The following is a 16,487-nucleotide window of genomic DNA, read 5'->3' as shown; positions in this document are numbered from 1 at the left end:
ACGAATCGTGAATTTGCAGGTAATATCAAACCCATTTCTGTTTAATTATTCGTACCATGCCCGATAAAAAATCCTCCACTGGCGAAAAGCTGCTCTATTGCTCATTCTGTGGCAAGAGTCAACACGAGGTAAAAAAACTGATTGCCGGACCGTCGGTTTTTATCTGTGACGAATGCATTGATTTGTGCAATGACATTATTCGTGACGAAGTGGCAAGCCTGGATTCCATTTCCAGCCCACGCACAGAATTACCGACCCCACTGGAAATCACAGAATTGCTGGATCAATATGTGATCGGGCAATCCACTGCAAAACGCATTCTGGCAGTAGCGGTGTATAACCACTACAAACGCCTGAAGCATTTAGGCAAAAAAGATGATGTAGAACTGGCCAAAAGCAATATTTTGCTGGTAGGTCCTACAGGTTCCGGTAAAACCCTGCTGGCGCAGACATTGGCCCGCATGTTGAACGTGCCTTTCGTTATTGCAGATGCAACAACACTGACCGAAGCCGGCTATGTTGGCGAGGATGTTGAGAACATCATTCAGAAATTGCTGCAGAATTGCAACTATGAAGTAGAGCGCGCACAAAAAGGTATCGTCTACATCGATGAGATCGACAAGATTTCCCGCAAATCGGATAATCCGTCCATCACACGCGACGTTTCCGGCGAGGGTGTGCAGCAGGCTTTGCTGAAGCTGATCGAAGGTACGATGGCTTCTGTGCCACCTCAGGGCGGCCGCAAGCATCCTAACCAGGATTTCATCCAGATCGACACGACCAACATCATGTTCATCTGTGGCGGTGCGTTTGACGGCCTGGCCAAGATCATTTCCGACCGTTCCGAGCGCAGCAGCATCGGTTTTGCTGCCAGCGTAAAGAGCTCGACCGAAAAGAGCGCCAGCGAGATCATGCAGGATGCGGAACCACAGGACCTGATCAAATTCGGTCTGATCCCTGAGCTGGTAGGCCGTTTGCCGGTTATAGCGACGCTGAATGAGCTGGATGAGGCGGCGTTGATCCAGATCCTGATCGAGCCTAAGAATGCGCTGATCAAGCAGTATTCGAAGCTGCTTGAGATGGAAGGCTCAGAACTGGAGATACGTCCGGCTGCATTGCATGCGATTGCGAAGAAAGCGATTGCACGTAAAACGGGTGCCCGTGGCTTGCGTTCCATCCTGGAGCACGCGCTGCTGGACATCATGTTTGAACTGCCTAGCCAGCAAAATGTGGCTAAGGTCGTTATTGATGAAAACATGATTAGCAACGGCGCCAAACCTCTGCTGATTTATCACGAACAACCCAAGGTTTCGGGCGGAAAATCTTAATTCCTTATAAATTGTGGGGGATAGCGTGCTCATCCCCCCTGTTTGCTGGAATCGCAGTACAATTTAAGCACATAAAAAATTTCTAGCTTCAATCGAAAAGCTACCGGAGAAGCCTCTGTGTGGCTTTTTTTTATTGTTTTTTAGCATGATGGGCTTGAGTTTCAGCCTAGTGCGCCAATCTAAGCAGTGAAATTTTGAATAAGGTGCGCCATGACAACTACTACAATCACTGAACAAACCGAATTGCCTTTGTTGCCCCTGCGCGATGTTGTCGTATTCCCGCACATGGTCATCCCACTGTTTGTTGGACGTCCAAAGTCGATCAAGGCCTTGGAAGCTGCAATGGACCAGGGCAAGAGCATCATGCTTGCTGCGCAGAAAGCTGCAGCCAAGGATGAGCCTTCCGCCGATGATATTTATGAGATCGGCTGTATTGCCAATATTCTGCAAATGTTGAAGTTGCCTGACGGTACCGTGAAGGTACTGGTAGAGGGCGCTCAGCGTGCGCGCATCCACAAGATCACCGAAACAGAATCCCATTTCACAGCCGACCTGACCCCGGTAGAGCTGGAAGAGGGCGATGATTCCGAAGTGGAAGCTATGCGCCGTGCCATCGTTCAGCAATTTGATCAATACGTCAAACTGAACAAAAAAATCCCGCCTGAAATCCTGGCTTCGCTGGCAGGCATTGATGACGCCGGCCGCCTGGCAGATACGATTGCCGCTCATCTTCCCCTGAAGCTGGAGCAAAAGCAGGTGATACTGGAAATCTTCAGTGTCGCCAAACGGCTTGAGCACTTGCTGGGCCAGCTGGAGGGCGAGCTGGACATCCTGCAGGTGGAAAAACGCATCCGTGGCCGTGTCAAACGCCAGATGGAAAAATCTCAGCGCGAGTACTACCTGAACGAACAGGTCAAGGCTATCCAGAAAGAACTCGGTGAAGGCGAAGAAGGTGCCGACATCGATGAGCTGGAAAAGAAAATTATCGCTGCCAAGATGCCTAAAGAGGCGCGCGATAAGGCTCAGAACGAACTGAAAAAATTGAAGATGATGTCGCCAATGTCGGCAGAGGCCACTGTTGTGCGCAACTACATCGACACCATCGTCAATTTGCCATGGAAGAAAAAATCCAAGGTCAATAATGATCTGACCAACGCCGAGAAAGTGCTGGAAGACGACCACTATGGCCTGGATAAGGTCAAGGAACGCATTCTGGAATATCTTGCCGTGCAACAGCGCGTGGACAAGCTGAAGGCGCCTATCCTGTGCCTGGTTGGTCCTCCAGGTGTTGGTAAGACCTCGCTGGGTCAGTCCATCGCCCGTGCAACGAACCGCAAGTTCGTGCGTATGGCGCTGGGTGGCGTACGCGATGAGGCTGAGATCCGCGGTCACCGCCGTACGTATATCGGCTCCATGCCGGGCAAGATTTTGCAAAGCCTGTCCAAGGTCGGCGTGCGCAATCCTCTGTTCCTGCTGGACGAAGTGGACAAGATGGGTGCGGACTTCCGCGGTGATCCTTCATCCGCTTTGCTGGAGGTGCTGGATCCTGAGCAGAATCATACTTTCTCCGATCACTACATCGAAGTGGATTTCGATCTGTCCGATGTGATGTTCGTGGCGACGTCCAACTCCTACAATATCCCGCCGGCATTGCTGGACAGGATGGAAGTGATACGCCTGTCGGGTTATACCGAAGATGAGAAAACCAGCATTGCACAGCGTTACCTGCTGCCTAAACAGATCAAGAACAATGGTCTGAAGGAAGAAGAGATCAGCGTATCTGAAAGCGCCTTGCGCGATATCATCCGCTACTACACGCGTGAAGCCGGTGTGCGTTCGCTGGAACGTGAAGTATCCAAGATCTGCCGCAAAGTCGTGAAGATGCTGCTGCTGAAGAAGAGCGACAAGAAGGCTATTGTCAACTCGAAGAACCTGGATAAATTCCTGGGAGTGCGCCGCTATGACTTCGGCGTGGCAGTCAAGGACAATCAGGTTGGCCAGGTGGTTGGTTTGGCCTGGACCGAGGTTGGCGGCGATTTGCTGACTATCGAGGCAGTGTCGATGCCAGGTAAAGGTGGCGTCATACGCACCGGCACTCTGGGTGATGTGATGAAAGAGTCGATTGAGGCAGCGCGTACCGTGGTTCGTAGCCGCGCCAAGCGTCTGGGCATCAAGGCTGATGTCTTTGAAAAGAGCGACATCCATATTCACGTACCTGAAGGCGCTACGCCTAAAGATGGTCCTTCGGCAGGTATTGCGATGACGACTGCGCTGGTATCCGTGTTCACAGGTATTCCTGTGCGTGCAGATGTGGCGATGACGGGTGAAATCACCTTGCGTGGTGAAGTCCTGCCTATCGGTGGCTTGAAAGAGAAACTGCTGGCGGCACATCGCGGCGGCATCAAGACTGTGTTGATTCCGGAAGAAAACGCGAAGGACCTGGCTGAGATTCCAGACAATGTGAAAAACAAGCTGGAAATCATCCCGGTACGCTGGATAGACAAGGTGCTGGAAATTGCATTGGAGCGTCAACCGGTTGAGCTGGTTGAAGAGGATGTGCCGGTTGCAGCAGCCGCTGCAAAAGCAGACGGCACTGCCGATACCGGTGTAGTAAAACACTAAGCTTTAGCTGATAAAAAAACGCCCTGGTGAATTTACCAGGGCGTTTTTGCTTTAAGCAGAGATTTATTCAGTGTGCCGGCTTATCCACTCGCGGTAGAAAGCACCGCTTCTTTTTGTGCGCCGGGCTCTTGCCGGGCGCTGCTCATTTAGGTCCAGGCCCTGACCAGGCCTACTGCCAGGCCTTCCAGCGAGAAGTCTTCATCCTGCTCACCGATCTTGATGTTCGGGTAGTCTGGATTTTCTGCCAGCAATTCAATCAATGAGCCGGTGCGCTTATAGCGTTTGACGGTCACATCTTCGCCCAGGCGAGCCACGACGATCTGGCCATTCTTGGCCTGGTCGGATTTTTTTACGGCCAGCAAATCGCCATCCAGGATGCCTGCGTCACGCATCGACATGCCGCGCACTTTCAGCAGGTAGTCTGGCGTGGCGGAGAACATGGCCGGGTCGACCGCATAAGTTTTGTCAACATGCTCTTCCGCCAGAATGGGGGAGCCGGCGGCAACGCGCCCTATCAACGGCAGGTTGAGCTGCATCAATGCCGGGTGGGGCAGGGCCAGTTGCATGCCCATGGTTCTGCTACTTTCATGCGCCGATTCGCGCAGGCGTATGCCGCGCGACGTGCCCGGCGCTATTTCTATCGCACCTTTGCGCGCCAGTGCTTGCAGATGCTCTTCTGCCGCATTGGTGGAGCGAAAGCCAAGTTCGGTTGCTATCTCGGCGCGGGTGGGCGGAAAGCCGGTGTTCTGGATCGCGTCCTTGATCAGCGTCAATATCTGTTCCTGGCGTGCAGTAAGTTTTAGCATATTTTTTCTCAGGTGGTGGGCCGGTGTACATAAGTACAGGCTGCTTATATCTCCAGCCTGTATTTTTGTACAGTATAGCGCAAAATATGGCTATAAACGCAAGCTCTTGAGTGGAAAGCAAAGAAAAGTCTGCAAGAAATGTGGCTTATTTGAATGAAAGTACCGGTGGTGTAGAGGGTGCCGATTTATAGCAGAGGAGGAAATGCACGCAGCTATTGAACAAATTACCAAAACCGAGTATAGTCGTGGGCTTTCCTCTTCCCGCACTCGTCTTGACGCCGAGGCGGGCTATTTTATTGTCCACAAGGAGAATATATGCGTCATTATGAAATCGTATTTATCGTACATCCAGATCAAAGCGAGCAAGTGCCTGCAATGATTGAACGCTACAAAGCTAGCGTTACAGCTCGCAACGGTCAAGTGCACCGTGTCGAAGACTGGGGCCGTCGTCAACTCGCCTACATGATCCAGAAGCTGGCGAAAGCTCACTATGTTTGCATGAACATCGAGTGCGACGCTGAAACTTTGCTTGAGTTGGAAACAGCATTCAAATTCAATGATGCCGTTCTGCGCCACCTCACAGTAAAAATGAAAAAAGCTGAAACAGCTCCTTCGCCAATGATGAAAGCAGTACAGAAGGAAGACGCTGCCAAGACTTCACGCGTTGAAGCGCCTGCAGCTTAATTCATTAGCATTTAACCTGTTAGAGGACGCAACAGAGATCAGTGAACCAGCTTAGAGTCGTTGCCAGTATTGCGGAAAAAGGGACGTTGCGTTATACGCCGGCCGGAATTCCAGTAGCTTCAGCAGTATTGATGCATAGCTCTCAGCAGATGGAAGCCAACATAAACCGCCTGGTCGAATTTGAAATATCCGCAATAGCTGCGGGTGAAATTTCAAAGCGATTCATGGACATAGAGTTGGGTGTCGTCATGGTGTTCACAGGTTTTTTGTCGCGCAAGAACCGCAATAGCAAAAGCCTCGTTTTCCACATCGTTGGGTTTGAGGCCACAACTTGATTAGGAGCCAAAAATGGCATTCGGTAAGAAATTTGATAAAAGCAAGCTGAAACAAAAGCGTCAGCAACAAAACCCACTGTTCAAACGTAAAAAATTCTGCCGCTTCACAGCAGCACACGTAGAACAAGTTGACTACAAAGACATCGATACTCTGAAAGACTTCGTGCAAGAAAACGGCAAAATCATGCCAGCACGTCTGACAGGTACTAAAGCCCTGTATCAACGTCAAGTTGACACAGCAATCAAGCGCGCACGCTACCTCGCGTTGCTGCCATACACTGATCTGCACACAGCGTAATTGACGGCTGAACGTTTAGGAGAAAAATATGCAAGTTATTCTGATTGATAAAGTCGTTAATCTGGGCAACCTGGGTGACGTAGTTAAAGTTAAAGACGGTTACGCTCGTAACTTCCTGATCCCACAACGCATGGCACGTCGTGCGACTGCAGCGGCGATTGCTGAATTCGAAGCAAAACGTGCTGACCTGGAAAAAGCTGCTGCTGAGAAATTGGCTGCTGCTCAAAAGCAAGGCGAAAAACTGAATGGTCTGACTGTTCAAATTTCCCAGAAGTCTGGTGTTGACGGCCGTTTGTTCGGTTCCGTAACTAACTTCGACATCGCTGAAGCGTTGAGCAAGCAAGGTTTCCCAGTTGAAAAAGCACAGATCCGCATGCCGGTCGGTCCTTTGAAAACTGTTGGCGACCACCCTGTGTCCGTTGCTCTGCACACTGACGTAGTGGTTGAAGTGACTGTTGCAGTATTGGGCGAGCACGCTTAATACCCCAGCATCACCGAAGTCTTAAAAAAGCCGGGTTCGCCCGGCTTTTTTTGTGGGTGCCTGGGTTTTTCAACGCCAAGGCAATCCAATAAAATTAGTTGAATGTCAATTAATTGTGAAAATAATTTGGCTGATTTTTTGCTTGTGCTGTATTCGATACAAACCGGCTCCTTGCTCTAACGTCGGCCACTTTCCAAACTGAATTAGCAGGTATAATGCGCGCCATGAAAGCACCTTCTGATCCGCAACTCGATTCCATCCGTGTCCCCCCGCATTCCATAGAGGCAGAGCAATCTGTACTTGGTGGCCTGCTGCTGGATAACGCCGCGTGGGACCGGATTGCCGATTTCATACGCGAAGACGATTTTTACCGCTACGACCATCGCATCATTTTTTCCTGCATGGTCAAGCTGATCAATAGCTCCAAGCCGGCAGACGTGATCACCGTATTTGAGGCACTCACGGGCCTGGGCAAGGCGGAAGACGCCGGCGGTCTGAGCTACCTCAATGCGCTGGCGCAAAACACGCCGTCCGCTGCCAACATCCGCCGCTACGCAGAAATCGTGCGCGACCGCGGTGTATTGCGCAAACTGATTACCGTCGCCGACGAAATCGCCGGCAATGCCTTCAATCCGCAAGGTAAAGAAGTCAAGCAAATGCTGGACGACGCCGAATCCAAGATCTTTGCGATCGCGGAAGAGGGCGCACGTGGCGCGCAAGGCTTTACCGCGATCCAGCCGCTGCTGACGCAGGTTGTTGAACGTATCGACGAGTTGTATAACCGCGACCACACCAGCGACATCACCGGCGTTCCTACCGGCTTTGCCGACCTGGACAGAATGACTTCCGGTTTGCAGCCAGGCGACTTGATTATCGTTGCCGGCCGTCCTTCCATGGGTAAGACTGCGTTCTCGATCAACATCGGTGAAAACGTCGCAATCGACAGCGGCTTGCCCGTTGCCGTATTCTCGATGGAGATGGGCGGTGCCCAGTTGGCGATGCGTATGTTGGGTTCTGTCGGCCGCCTTGATCAGCACAGGTTGCGTACAGGCCGCCTGATTGACGAAGACTGGCCACGCCTGACGCATGCCATCCAGAAGATGAATGACGCACAGTTGTATATCGATGAGACGCCCGCGCTGAGCTCAATCGAACTGCGTGCGCGTTCGCGCCGCCTGTCCCGACAGTGCGGCAAGCTTGGCTTGATCATCATCGATTACTTGCAACTGATGTCGGGTAACTCCGCCGGTGAAAACCGCGCGACCGAGATTTCCGAGATTTCCCGAAATCTGAAGGGCCTGGCCAAAGAGTTGCAATGTCCGGTCATCGCCTTGTCCCAGTTGAACCGCTCGCTGGAGCAGCGCCCGAACAAACGCCCCGTGATGTCCGATTTGCGCGAATCCGGCGCGATTGAGCAGGATGCCGACGTGATCCTGTTTATTTACCGTGACCAGGTCTACAACCCCGATTCTCCGGACAAGGGTACTGCTGAGATCATTATCGGTAAGCAGCGTAATGGCCCTATCGGCAGCGTGCGCCTGAGCTTCCTGGGTGAATATACCAAGTTTGATAATTACACCGGTGCCTTGTCGATTTACGGAGATAGCGAGTAAACCGGCTTCGGCAGCTTGTTATTGCCGTTTTAGGGAAGGCGTTTTATGTCTTCCACGAAGTTTCTAGAAATTTTCTATTTTCAGTGAGAAAAAAATGTTTGGACGATTGATGCCCACAGAGGGCAAATTTTTTGAGCTCTTTAATCAGCACGCAGAGTTGTGTGTAAAAGGCGCAAAAGAAATGGTTGCGCTGATGACTAATTTCGATGACCTGGAAAATCGCGTGCACGCGATTGAAGTCATAGAAAAACAAGCTGATACGGTTACTCATAACACGATAGAGCTGCTGCACAAGACCTTCATCACGCCGCTGGACAGGGATGACATTCATAAGCTGATCACGCGCATGGACGATATCCTGGATCTGCTGGAAGATGCCGGCCAGACTATCTCCCTGTACGACATCCGCGAGATCACTCCAGAAGCCAAGCGCTTGGCGGAGCTGTGCCTGGGTTGCGCAGAAAAGGTCAAGGCAGCGGTAGCCTTGCTGAACAATATGGACAATTCCCGTGAAATCCTGCTGATCTGCGAAGAGATCGACAGGCTGGAATCGGATGCGGACCACGTCATGCGTGCCGCCATGTCCAAATTGTTCCGAGATGAGCCGGACGTGCGCAATCTGATCAAGCTGAAAGCCATCTACGAAATCCTGGAAACAGTGACGGACCGTTGTGAAGACGTGGCCAACATCATTGAAGGCATCATCGTCGAAAACGCCTGATAGTCCGGCCTACCGACATCGTTTCAAATGCGGCCGGATCTCTGTTCCCCGATCCGGCCGAAAGTATTGATAAGTAAGCGCTCTGCACTGCCTTGAGCGCACAAAATAAGAAGTGATTCCCATGCATACCCTCCAAATCAGCATTTATGCCCTCGTCTTGTTGATCGCGCTGGCATTGATATTTGATTTCATGAATGGCTTCCACGACGCGGCGAATGCGATTGCCACAGTTGTTTCTACAGGCGTATTGAAGCCGCAGACCGCGGTGGCGATGGCCGCCTTTTTCAACGTGGTTGCTATTTTCTTCTTTCATCTGAAAGTGGCTTCCACCGTCGGCAAGGGCACGATAGATCCGGCCATTGTCGACCAGTACGTGATCTTTGGCGCCTTGACCGGGGCCATCTTCTGGAACTTCGTCACCTGGTATTTCGGTATCCCATCCTCATCCTCCCATGCGCTGATTGGCGGCCTGGTTGGCGCGGCTGTGGCCAAGTCGGGTACCGGCGCGCTGGTGTCCGAGGGCTTGATCAAAACCGTCACTTTCATCGTTGTGTCTCCGCTGCTGGGCTTCATACTCGGTTCATTGATGATGCTGATCGTATCCTGGCTGTTTGTCAGATCGACTCCGCTGAAGGTGGATAAATGGTTCCGCCGCCTGCAATTGGTATCTGCCTCCATGTATAGCCTGGGTCACGGCGGTAACGATGCGCAAAAAACCATGGGCATCATCTGGATGCTGCTGATTGCTTCCGGCTACCTGGGGCAGGGCGAAGCACTCCCATGGTGGGTCATCATTTCTTGCTACGCGGCGATAGGCATGGGCACCTTGTTTGGCGGCTGGCGCATTGTGAAAACCATGGGCCAGAAGATCACCAAACTGAAACCGGTCGGTGGCTTCTGCGCCGAAACGGGTGGCGCCATCACGCTGTTCATCGCCAATGCGATGGGCGTGCCGGTTTCCACTACCCATACGATTACCGGTGCGATTGTCGGCGTAGGTTCCGCTCAGAAAATGTCTGCGGTGCGCTGGGGAGTGGCCGGTAATATCGTCTGGGCATGGGTCTTGACTATCCCTGCCTCTGCTTTCGTTGCTGCGATAGGCTGGTGGATAGGGAAACAGATTCTGTAAATCAGGAATAGATAGTGGGGTGGCTCTGGCTCTGTCAGAGCAATAAGACTTGCAAGGCGCCGAGATTTATTCTCGGCGTTTTTTTATTTATGGGATAGCGAGCGCGGAGGTCTTTTCTCCCGCCATCGCCTTCAGGTGAGTCGCTCATTTCTGCTTGTAGAAAGTCGTTGCAGAGCAGCCTTGCCGGAAAGTGTCTCCTGGGTAAAGATCGCAAGGCGGGCAAGCCTTGCGATCCGTGTTGCTTTATCATAAGGCGGACCCGGGACATCCCGGAACATGATCCTACCGCCGTTCAACGGAACGCCACGGCAACCAGTTGTTCTGCGGATCCGTTGCCGGCGGCAACATCACGTTTGACCAGCATCAGCAATTCTCCGCCTACGCTGCCGTCGTCATGCAGATCTATCCGCATTTTCAGTTTTTCATCCAGGGCAACAAATACGTTGGAGGCTGTCGCGACAATTTCGTGCGCGTCTTGGTCCTGCACTTTGGCATACATCTTTTGTCCCCGGCTGAACAAGGTCAGGGATTTGCCGTCTGAGAGGCTGTAAGCCCCTTTGTATTCATAAAACTCCACAGGCCACATTTTGTAATATTGACTAGGCAGGCTTATTGTACGTTCTGTGCCGGAGATCGTCACCGTATCGGAGGTCGATGCATTCTGCGCCACGGCGACCAGTGAGAGTGTGCTCAGTATCGAGACCAGGGCAAATTTTTTCATGATTTCTATCCTAAGAATTTTTGTTAAAGGACATCTATTGCATTTGATAGCTACTACGGAAGCATTTGCTTTCCCTTGTTGCGGATAAATTTTTGTCGCAGATAAAATGAAGATAAATAATAAACTGCCAATACGACATCAGAGATTGCAGAGATCCCGCCTGTGTACATTAGTGGCAGCGAACTTGCGGATGACTTACTAATTCTCCTTTTTTATGGATTTGAAGCAGAGCCGGACAATCAGCGCTGGCATATCTGATGTGGTGAACTAAACTTCATGGCGGACTGTCTTAAACAATAAACCGGATACGAAGGGCAGCCGTAGCAACAGCGCGCGTGCAATATACGCCAGTCATTGTGCTGAAGACATCGATCGGTCGCTCACCGGTGGCCGATGCATGAATCTGCATTTGCTTGTGCCGCGATCAGTAACAAACCACTTTTTGAAAAATCATGGCATATGCCAAAATCAGTGTGCCGCGTTTTAGCGGCATACTTCAGCGACCCCGGCTATTTCAGTTGCTGGATGAAATGAATGGGGCTGCTGCAATATGGGTTTCCGGCCCACCCGGCGCCGGAAAAACATCCCTGGTCGGCAGCTATCTTGAGGCTGCCGGTGCTCCCGTGCTCTGGTATCACGTCGATCGCAGCGATAGCGATCTTTCCAGTTTTTTCTCTTACTTCAGCGAAGCGTTGAGGCAAATTTGCCCGCCGGCCATGGGCACGCTACCCAGGTTCGCATCCGAGCAGACCTGCAACCTGCCTCTTTTTTATTCCAATTATTTTCGGCGCGCCTTCGAATATCTACCAGCTCCCTGCGTCATCGTGCTGGACGATTATCATCAGGCGGCAAGCAATATTCTGGATCATTTCCTCAAGGCCGCCATTCTGGAGCTGCCTTCATTTGCCCGCATTTTCATTACCAGCAGGACACCAGCTCCCTCTTTGCTTGCCAGGGAACGCGCTAATCGCAGCCTGGGTATCGTCGACTGGAGCCAGCTCAGGTTTGACGTGGAAGAAATTACCCGCTTGTGCGATACGGCAGGGGTGCGCGATGAGAATCTTGTTGCCAGGCTCTCAAAAAAAACACTGGGCTGGGTTGCTGGACTGGTGCTGTTGCTGGAAAGAGGCAGGGCAGGGAACCGGGTGGATTGGCCCTTGTCATCAGGGCATTCGCCTGGTGCGATCTTTAATTATTTTGCGGAAGAAATTTTCGAGCTCGAAGAGCAAAAGTCACAAAAAATATTGCTCAGCCTGGCATTCCTGCCGCAATACACAGGAAAGATGGCAATGGAAATTACCAAAGATCCGGGCGCGGGAGCGATTGTAGAAGAACTCTCAAGGAAAAATTTTTTCACTGACAAACGCAATGGCCCAGGTGAAATATATCGCTTCCATGCATTGTTCCGGGAATTTTTAGTAAAGAAGGCGAGGGCCGGGCTGCCGGCCGAAGAACTCAGGCAATTGCAAAAGGCGTCGGCTCAATTGATGGAGCAGAGTGAAGAATATGGCATTGCCGTAGATCTTTATCGCGAGCTGGAAGAGTTTTCAGAGCTGGAGCGTATCGTATTGCAGCAGGCTGACGGCTTGATAGCCAGAGCTCAGACTGAAACCATTGCCCGATGGATTCATGGCTTGCCTTATGCGTGGATAGAGGCTAGCCCGGAATTATTGTACTGGCTGGCGAAAACTGAGTTTTATACTGATCCGCTACGCGCCAGGCAATTGCTGGAGCGCTCTTATCCAGGTTTTGTTGCAAGCAAGAGCTCATCGTGGCAAATAGCAGTCGTCTCGGAAATTTTACATTGCTATGTCAATCAGCAGCAGAATTTTCAGGGCGCGGATTCGTGGATAGACAGGATAGAAGACCTGCTACAGCAGGGCGGACAAAACTTGCCTGTCGCGTTGCAGGCCAATGCTTATTGCGGCTTGCTGGCGGCGCTCATGTTCAGGCAGCCGCACCGCCAGACCTTGAGCGATTGCGCGCATCGCCTGACGATATTGCTGCACCAGGACCTGGAGCCCAAGCTCAAGATTTCCGTCGCAGCCAGCCTGGTCGAGCACTATGCATGGCGGGGCCAGTTCGCTATCTGCGAGGATGTGCTGGCGCATGTACGGGCAGTGGCTGAGCAGCCGGAACTTGCCCCATTAAGCCGAACCATATTTGGCCTGTCCCGCTTGCAGTATTTCGCATGGTCGGCAGACTATCCTGCTGCGAAGACTGAGTTTGCAGCAATGAAGCAAGGAGCTATTAAAGGTAGGCGGTTTTTCTTGCACGCGGCTATCTTGCTCCATTACATCCACGCTTGCCTTTCAACAGGACATCTGCAAGAGGCGGATGCGCTACTGGCTGAACTGGATAGTCTTGTCGATCCGCGCCGCAGCATGGACCTGGTGCTGATGCACATGATGAGATCCTGGAGTCTTCTATTGCATGGCAATCCTGTAGCGGCAAAAAAAGAAGCACAGCGCGCGCTTGCCTTATATGCGGACTCTGCGTCTGCAAAAACCTATGCACATAGTTTGTTTGCGTTTGCGATGGCGTGCGCTATTGCAGGAGAATATGAGACCGCTGCGGACGCGGTCAACGAGGCGCGTTGCCTGCTGCAGGGCATGCACAGTCCCCTGATCGAGTTCCATGCCTTGCTGATCGAATCTCATGTGCAGCTTCAACAGGGCCGTCGCGCGGCTTGCAGGCAACTGCTGCAAAAAGCCTTTTTGAAAGCCAGGCAAGAAGGCTTGCTGAATACCTTGCAATGGATACCGGAGCTCGTCACTCCTCTATGTGTCGAGGCGCTGGACGCTGGCATAGAGGCGGTCTATGTGACCCGCCTGATCAGGGCCCGGCAACTGGATCCACCGGACGGATGCGACTTGTCAAACTGGCCCTGGCCGGTTGAAATTCGCGCGCTCGGGAATTTTGAAATCAGCATAGAAGGAGAACTGCTTCATTTCACGCACAAGGCGCAAAAAAAACCCTTGGAGTTTCTGAAGCTTCTGATTGCGCATGGTGGCAGAAATATCGCTGCTGAAAAAGTGGCGGATGCCTTGTGGCCGGATGCCGATGGTGATGCCGCACAAAATTCATTTGATTCAACTTTGCACAGGCTACGCAAGCTGTTGCGGCGCGACGATGCCGTCACGCTGAGCGAGGGCAAGCTGGCGCTGAATCCCGGTCTTTGCTGGCTGGATATCTGGGCGCTGGAAAAGCTGGCAGAGCAAACTGCTGTTGCGGAGTCAGCGGAAACTGCCGAACGCTTGGGGGCGCAGCTTTTGCACATTTACCGGGGAACGCTATTGTCGGGAGATACGGAGCTTGCCATGCACACGCAAGCGGCAGCTAGCCATAGAGCTATTTTTGAGCGCAGCCTTATGGAGCTGAGCAATGTGTTGCAATTAACAGGAAAAACCGAGCAGGCAATTGCCTTGTTGGAGCGTGGGATGGAACATGATGCCGGCGTAAAACTTTTGCCCGCGTTGTTGAAGAATTTGCGGGAGCGCGTACAGTAAGCTGAGCGCAAGAAGGGCGGGCCATCCTTCATGAATGTCCCGCCTGCTTATTACCTGCTAATTACTTATTTATTACCAGATGATCGTACGTTTATCTTCAGGCACAAACATCTTGTCACCTTCCTTGACGCCAAAAGCGGAATAGAAACCCGGCACATTGGTCAGCGGACCATTGCCGCGGAACATGGCAGGGGAGTGAGGGTCCGTATTAATCAGGCGTATGGTTTCCGCATCGCGTGCCTTGCCGCGCCACACCTGTGCCCAGCCCATGAACAGGCGCTGGTCGCCGGTGAAGCCGTCTATGACAGGCGCAGGCTTGCCGCCCAATGAGATCTGATAGGCTTTGTAGGCGATCGCCAGACCGGAGTTGTCGGCAATATTTTCGCCCAGAGTCAGTGCGCCGTTGACGTGATAGCCGGGAATAGGGCTATAGGCGTTGTACTGAGCTACCAGCGCATTGGTCAATTTGCTGAAATTGGTCTTATCGTCCTTGGTCCACCAGTCGCGCAGATTACCGGTACCGTCGGACTGGCTGCCGGAATCATCAAAGCCGTGGCTGATTTCATGACCGATCACCGCACCTATGCCGCCGTAATTGACTGCATCATCGGCTTCTGGATTGAAGAAGGGCGGACGCAGGATAGCAGCCGGGAAGACGATTTCGTTCAAGCGGGAGTTGTAATAGGCATTGACCGTTTGCGGGCTCATGCCCCATTCGCTGCGATCCACCGGCTTGCCGAGCTTGTCCAGCTGGCGCTGGTTTTCGAATTCGCGGGAACGTATGACGTTGCCGACCAGGTCATCCTTGGCAATGACAAGCTTGCTGTAGTCACGCCATTTATCCGGATAACCAATCTTAGGCGTAAAGGCTGCCAGCTTAGCGAGCGCTTCTTTCTTTGTTTCCGGGCTCATCCAGCTCAGGGTTTCTATGCTTTGCTTGTACGCGACCAGCAGGTTGCCGACCAGTTGCTGCATGCGGGCCTTGTTTTCAGCCGGGAAGTGTTTTTCCACATACAACTGACCCAGCGCCTGTGACATCGACTCTTCTACGCGGCTTACACCGCGCTTCCAGCGAGGCTGCATCTCCGGTATGCCGCGCAGCGTAACGCTGCTGAATGCGAAGTCTTCATCAACAAAGCGCTTACTCAGGAAGGGTGCATAGGTATTCAACACATGCCATTTGAAATAGGTTTTCCATACGTCCACCGGAGTGTTCTCCAGCACCTTGCTCAAGCCGCTGATAAAACTAGGCTGGCGCACGATCACGTAGTCGGCGTTGCCATTGACGCCGCTTTCATTTAAAAAGCCGGTCCAGTCAAAATCAGCCAGCATCTGAGGAAGTTTGGCGACTTCTGTCTTGTTGTAGGTACTGACCGGGTTGCGGTTTTCCACCTTGGTCCATTGTATCTTCGCCAGTTCGGTCTCTAGCGCCAGGATAGCGGCAGCAGTCTTGTCTGCGTTTGCCTGCCCGCTCATCTCCAGCATTTTTTTCATGTGCTGCACATAAGCGTCGCGGAAGCCTTTCAGCTTGGCATCGTCGTCTTTCAGATAGTAGTCACGGTCCGGCAGGGTCAGGCCGCCCTGGCTAAAATGAACTGCATAACGGCTGGCGTCACGCCCATCCTGGCCTATGCCGCTTTGCACGGGAATGGAAATACCCAGTTTGGCCAGCTTGGCCATCATGGCAGGCAACTGGTTTTTCTTGGTCAATGTATCTATATAGGCAAATTCCGATTGCAGCGGTTTGATGTCCAAAGAATCGGCGCGGCTCTCGTCCATGAAGCTGTTGAACAGGTCGGCGATTTTCTTTTGATTGGAGCCGGCAGCCAGGCTGTCGTTGCGAGCGAGGTCACTGATGATGTCAAAGGATTGTTTTTCCGACAGATCGCGCAACTGATCGAAGGCACCGTAACGCGCGCGGTCAGCGGGGATGGCGGCGCTGTCCAGCCACTTGCCGGACATGTAACGGAAAAAATCGTCCTGCGGGCGAACGCTCTTGTCCAGCCATTGCAAATCGATACCCGAGGTGCGCGCGCTGCTGGATGACACGGAAGCCGGCGCGGCGCTGTCATTCGGCGCAGCAAGTGCCGCGGCGGGCAGGGAGGCATAACATAAGGCCAGTACTGCAGTTGCAATCAATGAACGACGCATGCTTGATTCCTTTGTATTGGAGGTTGATTTTATTTTTTATAAAGACAGATTTACCGGATTGCAGATGCTGAGAGCCGATTCACTCTATA

The 16,487-nt window shown here is 52.3% G+C and carries 13 protein-coding genes; 10 read left to right on the top strand and 3 right to left on the bottom strand.

Annotated features, from left to right (window positions below; translation table 11 throughout):
• Window positions 1-56 precede the first annotated feature (56 nt).
• Complete coding sequence (gene clpX / locus IEW12_RS01735; protein WP_188564272.1) at window positions 57-1,328, top strand: ATP-dependent Clp protease ATP-binding subunit ClpX; 1,272 nt, start codon at window positions 57-59, stop codon at window positions 1,326-1,328.
• Between the two features lie 210 nt (window positions 1,329-1,538).
• Window positions 1,539-3,950 carry an endopeptidase La gene (lon, locus tag IEW12_RS01730; RefSeq protein ID WP_188564271.1) on the top strand — a complete coding sequence of 804 codons (2,412 nt, stop codon included), beginning with the start codon at window positions 1,539-1,541 and terminating at the stop codon, window positions 3,948-3,950.
• 146 nt (window positions 3,951-4,096) lie between these two features.
• Here the strand turns inward: lon and lexA are convergent, their stop codons facing one another.
• Window positions 4,097-4,756 (bottom strand): transcriptional repressor LexA, encoded by a 660-nt coding sequence (lexA, locus tag IEW12_RS01725; RefSeq protein WP_188564270.1) that lies wholly within the window; start codon window positions 4,754-4,756, stop codon window positions 4,097-4,099.
• A 315-nt stretch (window positions 4,757-5,071) separates the two neighbouring features.
• Here lexA and rpsF point away from each other — a divergent pair, with 315 nt between their 5' ends.
• The 7 genes from rpsF (at window position 5,072) to IEW12_RS01690 (ending at window position 10,017) form a co-directional block, all read left to right on the top strand.
• On the top strand, window positions 5,072-5,440 hold the full coding sequence (gene rpsF / locus IEW12_RS01720) for a 30S ribosomal protein S6 (RefSeq protein WP_188564269.1): 369 nt from the start codon (window positions 5,072-5,074) through the stop codon (window positions 5,438-5,440).
• Window positions 5,441-5,481: 41 nt separating this feature from the next.
• The gene (gene priB, locus IEW12_RS01715; protein ID WP_188564268.1) at window positions 5,482-5,775 is read left to right on the top strand and encodes a primosomal replication protein N; all 294 of its coding nucleotides are present in this window, start codon (window positions 5,482-5,484) and stop codon (window positions 5,773-5,775) included.
• A gap of 13 nt (window positions 5,776-5,788) precedes the next feature.
• Window positions 5,789-6,073: a 30S ribosomal protein S18 gene (gene rpsR, locus IEW12_RS01710; RefSeq protein WP_188564267.1), complete on the top strand. Its 285-nt coding sequence runs from the start codon at window positions 5,789-5,791 to the stop codon at window positions 6,071-6,073.
• A 28-nt stretch (window positions 6,074-6,101) separates the two neighbouring features.
• Entirely contained in the window at window positions 6,102-6,554 is a 453-nt protein-coding gene (rplI, locus tag IEW12_RS01705) for a 50S ribosomal protein L9 (protein ID WP_188564266.1), read from the top strand.
• 224 nt (window positions 6,555-6,778) lie between these two features.
• Window positions 6,779-8,167: a replicative DNA helicase gene (locus IEW12_RS01700; RefSeq protein WP_188564265.1), complete on the top strand. Its 1,389-nt coding sequence runs from the start codon at window positions 6,779-6,781 to the stop codon at window positions 8,165-8,167.
• 94 nt (window positions 8,168-8,261) lie between these two features.
• Window positions 8,262-8,888, top strand: coding sequence for a DUF47 domain-containing protein (locus tag IEW12_RS01695; protein WP_188564264.1), 627 nt, complete (start codon window positions 8,262-8,264; stop codon window positions 8,886-8,888).
• A gap of 121 nt (window positions 8,889-9,009) precedes the next feature.
• Window positions 9,010-10,017, top strand: a complete 1,008-nt coding sequence (locus tag IEW12_RS01690) for an inorganic phosphate transporter (RefSeq protein ID WP_188564263.1) — start codon at window positions 9,010-9,012, stop codon at window positions 10,015-10,017.
• 292 nt (window positions 10,018-10,309) lie between these two features.
• Here IEW12_RS01690 and IEW12_RS01685 read toward each other — a convergent pair whose 3' ends face one another.
• A complete protein-coding gene (locus IEW12_RS01685) occupies window positions 10,310-10,738 on the bottom strand; it encodes a hypothetical protein (RefSeq protein ID WP_188564262.1) in 429 nt (142 codons plus the stop codon).
• 452 nt (window positions 10,739-11,190) lie between these two features.
• On the opposite strand from IEW12_RS01685, the gene IEW12_RS01680 reads away from it, so the two are divergent.
• Window positions 11,191-14,247 (top strand): AfsR/SARP family transcriptional regulator, encoded by a 3,057-nt coding sequence (locus IEW12_RS01680; protein ID WP_188564261.1) that lies wholly within the window; start codon window positions 11,191-11,193, stop codon window positions 14,245-14,247.
• Window positions 14,248-14,319: 72 nt separating this feature from the next.
• Here the strand turns inward: IEW12_RS01680 and IEW12_RS01675 are convergent, their stop codons facing one another.
• Complete coding sequence (locus IEW12_RS01675) at window positions 14,320-16,398, bottom strand: M13 family metallopeptidase (RefSeq protein ID WP_188564260.1); 2,079 nt, start codon at window positions 16,396-16,398, stop codon at window positions 14,320-14,322.
• Between the last annotated feature and the right edge of the window lie 89 nt (window positions 16,399-16,487).

Origin of the sequence: Parundibacterium terreum, assembly GCF_014636315.1 — a bacterium.
GTDB classification, from domain to species: domain Bacteria; phylum Pseudomonadota; class Gammaproteobacteria; order Burkholderiales; family Burkholderiaceae_D; genus Undibacterium; species Undibacterium terreum.
Note: the sequence above shows the minus strand (reverse complement) of the source record. Positions and strands in the feature narration are given on the sequence as shown.

Excerpts from the sequence above, each read along its gene's own strand:
- clpX (WP_188564272.1), top strand. The coding sequence starts at position 57 with ATGCCCGATAAAAAATCCTCCACTGGCGAAAAGCTGCTCTATTGCTCA.
- lon (WP_188564271.1), top strand. The coding sequence starts at position 1,539 with ATGACAACTACTACAATCACTGAACAAACCGAATTGCCTTTGTTGCCC.
- lexA (WP_188564270.1), bottom strand. The coding sequence starts at position 4,756 with ATGCTAAAACTTACTGCACGCCAGGAACAGATATTGACGCTGATCAAG.
- rpsF (WP_188564269.1), top strand. The coding sequence starts at position 5,072 with ATGCGTCATTATGAAATCGTATTTATCGTACATCCAGATCAAAGCGAG.
- rpsR (WP_188564267.1), top strand. The coding sequence starts at position 5,789 with ATGGCATTCGGTAAGAAATTTGATAAAAGCAAGCTGAAACAAAAGCGT.
- rplI (WP_188564266.1), top strand. The coding sequence starts at position 6,102 with ATGCAAGTTATTCTGATTGATAAAGTCGTTAATCTGGGCAACCTGGGT.
- IEW12_RS01700 (WP_188564265.1), top strand. The coding sequence starts at position 6,779 with ATGAAAGCACCTTCTGATCCGCAACTCGATTCCATCCGTGTCCCCCCG.
- IEW12_RS01695 (WP_188564264.1), top strand. The coding sequence starts at position 8,262 with ATGTTTGGACGATTGATGCCCACAGAGGGCAAATTTTTTGAGCTCTTT.
- IEW12_RS01690 (WP_188564263.1), top strand. The coding sequence starts at position 9,010 with ATGCATACCCTCCAAATCAGCATTTATGCCCTCGTCTTGTTGATCGCG.
- IEW12_RS01685 (WP_188564262.1), bottom strand. The coding sequence starts at position 10,738 with ATGAAAAAATTTGCCCTGGTCTCGATACTGAGCACACTCTCACTGGTC.
- IEW12_RS01680 (WP_188564261.1), top strand. The coding sequence starts at position 11,191 with ATGGCATATGCCAAAATCAGTGTGCCGCGTTTTAGCGGCATACTTCAG.
- IEW12_RS01675 (WP_188564260.1), bottom strand. The coding sequence starts at position 16,398 with ATGCGTCGTTCATTGATTGCAACTGCAGTACTGGCCTTATGTTATGCC.